Raw genomic sequence first — 3,261 nt, forward strand, 5'->3', positions numbered from 1 at the left:
GTCCCGGGGACCTCTAGAGTCAACGCCCTGCTGGCCCGGCTGGTACGAGGGCATGAGCACCCAGCGCGCCTTCGTGGCCGACGCCGCGCATGAGCTGCGCTCGCCGCTGACCGCGCTGAAGCTGCAGCTGCGCGCCCTGAAAGACGCCCCGGCCGAGGCCGAGCGCGGTGCGGCCATCCAGGCCCTGGGCGAAGGCATCGAACGCGCCGCGCGCCTGGTCGAGCAGCTGCTGGCCCTGGCCCGCAACGAACCCGGCAGCCCGCCGCCCGAGCCCCAGGCCCTGGACTTGGCCGAGCTGGCCGGCGAGGCCCTGGCCGACCTCTGGCCCCAGGCCCAGGCCCGTCACGTCACGCTGGCCCTGGAGGCCGAACAGCCGGTGCCCATGCACGGCGACCGCGCCGCCCTCTCCGCCCTGGTGCGCAACCTGGCCGACAACGCGCTGCGCTATGGCCGCGAAGGTGGCCAGGTGCGGCTGCAGGTGAGCACCGAGGCCGACGGCCCGAGGTTGACGGTGGACGACGACGGCCCGGGCATCCCGCCGGCCGAGCGCGAGCGCGTCTTCGACCGCTTCTGGCGCCGCGACAGCGGCCGCGCCGACGGCAGCGGCCTGGGCCTGGCCATCGCCCAGGCGGTGGCCCAGCGCCACGGCGGGCAGATCACCCTGGGCGATTCGCCGCTGGGGGGCTTGCGGGTGCAGGTGCGCCTGCGCTGATCCGCTCGTTCAGACCGGCAGGGCCGGCTCGGCGTCGGCCAGCTGGAAGACCTGCACCGCGCCGACGAGGTTCTGCGCCTGCCCCTGCAGGCTGGAGGCGGCGGCGGCCATCTGTTCCACCATGGCCGCGTTCTGCTGGGTGGCAGCGTCCATCTCCGACACCGCCGTGGAGATCTGCGCCACGCCCCGGGCCTGCTCGGCACTGGCCACGCTGATCTCGCCGACGATGTCCGTCACGCGCCGGATCGCGCCCACCACCTCGTCCATGGTCTGGCCGGCATGGGCGACCAGGGAGGTGCCACTTTCCACCTGTTCGACACTGGCCCCGATCAGCGACTTGATCTCCTTGGCCGCCTCGGCCGAGCGGCTGGCCAGGTTGCGCACCTCGCCGGCCACCACGGCAAAGCCCCGGCCCTGCTCGCCGGCACGCGCCGCCTCCACCGCCGCATTCAGGGCCAGGATGTTGGTCTGGAAGGCGATGCCGTCGATGACCCCGATGATGTCGGCGATCTTGCGGGAGCTGGCATGGATGCCTTCCATGGTCTGCACCACCTGCCCCATCACCTCGCCGCCCCGGCCGGCCACCGTCACCGCACTGGCGGCCAGGTGGTTGGCCTCCTGGGCCGCCTGGGCGGTCTGGCTCACGGAGCTGTTGAGCTGCGACATCGCGCTGGCGGCGCGCTGCAGGTTGGAGGCGGTGTCCTCGGTGCGGTGGCTCAGATCCTGGTTGCCCATGGAGACCTCGCGGCAGGCCGTCTGGATGTTCTCGGAGCTGCTGCGCACCTGGTCCACCGCCCGGTGCAGGCTTTCGCCCATGCGGTCCAGGGCCCGCATCATCGTGGCGATCTCGTCCTGGCCCTCGATCTGCACGCGGTGCGTCAGATCGCCGGCGGCCACCGCCTCGGCCAGGCGGGAAGCCTGCTGCAAGGGGCGGGTGACGGAACGTGTCAGCCACAGCGCGCAGCCAGCGCCGGCCAGCAGGGCCAGCAGGCCCAGCGTGCCCATGCGCCATTGCGCCGCGCTGGTGCGCTCGCTCACCCGGGCCGCCATGCCATCGAGGATGGACTGCTGCAGCTGGAGGTATTCCTGCATCTTGGCCAGATAGGCGTTGGCCCGGGGCAGGAAGTCCTGCTCCAGCACCCGCTGGGCCTCCTGCGCATCACCGGCCTTCTTGGCGGCGGCAATGCGGTCGCGCATGGCGATGTAGTCCTTCCGTGCGGCGGCCAGCTGCGCCACCGCCGCCGTCTCCGCGTCGTTCTTGGGCAGTGCATCGAGCTGTTGGATGATCTCGTTGCCACGCGCGGTGGACACCTTCACATCCGCGGCGAAGAAGTCCGCCAGGCTGGGGTCGCTGCTCTTGGCAATGGCGGTGTAGCGCTTCACACCCACCTGACTCAGCCGGTACCACTCGCCGACCAGCCGCTCCTTGGTCAGTGGCACCGCCATCATCTGCCGTGTTTCATCCGCGGTGGATGCCAGACTCATGCTGCCCACGGCCATCACCGCGCCCAGCAACACCAGCACCAATCCGAATCCGGCCATCAGCCTGTGTGACAGGCGCATCTGATTGAGGTTCATATCGTCCCCGTGGCTCCGTAAGTTGTCCGATGTCATACGTCGATCCGATGCGAACTCTAGAGAAGCGACGGGGCGTCAATGGCCCCAAAAGCACCCGCTTTGCCCGGCTGTTGTCGTGCTCGGGGGCCGCCTTCATCTTGGCTTCATCTTCGCCTCACGCAGGCCTCATCGCCTTTGCGCACCATGGCGGCCATGCGGTTGAACCGCGCTTCCATGACCGACCAGGAGTTCCCGCGATGAGCCAGATCAAGACCCTCACCACCGTCGTCGTCACCGCCGCCGCCACCACCGCCCTGGTGGCCGCCGGCAGCGCCGGGGCGATCGACTTCAAGCACCTGTTCTCGGGCGGTGGCGACGCCACCCCGGTGGCGGCCGCCGCCGCCGCGGCCGTGGTGCCGGCCGCCCCGGTGGCGCCGCTGCCCCCCGGTGCGGTGCCGGACTACCGGGCCATCGTCAAGCAGGCCGGCCCCGCCGTGGTCGGCGTGATGGTCTCGGGCGAACGCCAGCCCGACCCGAACGAGGACGGCCCGGACATCCAGAACGACCCCTTCTTCCGCTTCTTCCGCGGCATGCCCGGCTTCCAGATGCGCGGCGGCCAGCAGCCGCACGGCAAGGTGCCCTTCCGCGGCCAGGGCTCGGGCTTCATCGTCGCCTCCGACGGCCTGGTCCTGACCAATGCCCACGTGGTGCGCCTTGCGTCACGCCCACCATGCCTGTGTGCTCGAAAACGGGCGTCTGGCGGCCGAGGGCAGTGCACAGGAGCTGGCGGCCCGCGACGACATCCACGAGCTTTACCTGGGGGCCGCCTTCAGCCTCTGAGCCGCGTGAGCCCGGCGCGGCGACGCCGTCTTTTGTTTTTGCATTCCCGACAGCCAGCANGTCCGGTGGACGCTGCGGAGGGCACCGCCTTGTCTGCGCATGCCCATAGAACAACTCTGCGAATCACTTCCTTCCAACCGAATCAAGCCATG

The 3,261-nt window shown here is 70.5% G+C and carries 2 protein-coding genes; one reads left to right on the top strand and one right to left on the bottom strand.

The window, feature by feature from the left end; translation table 11 throughout:
* On the top strand, window positions 1-712 hold a 712-nt coding region (locus tag I73_RS26575), incomplete at its 5' end, for a cell wall metabolism sensor histidine kinase WalK (RefSeq protein ID WP_234409440.1).
* A gap of 9 nt (window positions 713-721) precedes the next feature.
* Here the strand turns inward: I73_RS26575 and I73_RS07245 are convergent.
* Window positions 722-2,326, bottom strand: a complete 1,605-nt coding sequence (locus I73_RS07245; RefSeq protein WP_306304224.1) for a methyl-accepting chemotaxis protein — start codon at window positions 2,324-2,326, stop codon at window positions 722-724.
* Between the last annotated feature and the right edge of the window lie 935 nt (window positions 2,327-3,261).

Source organism: Ideonella sp. B508-1 (assembly GCF_000333615.1).
Classification (GTDB): domain Bacteria; phylum Pseudomonadota; class Gammaproteobacteria; order Burkholderiales; family Burkholderiaceae_C; genus Ideonella.

Bases quoted from the DNA above. Each gene is read 5' to 3' on its own strand.
- I73_RS07245 (WP_306304224.1), bottom strand. From the start codon at position 2,326: ATGACATCGGACAACTTACGGAGCCACGGGGACGATATGAACCTCAAT.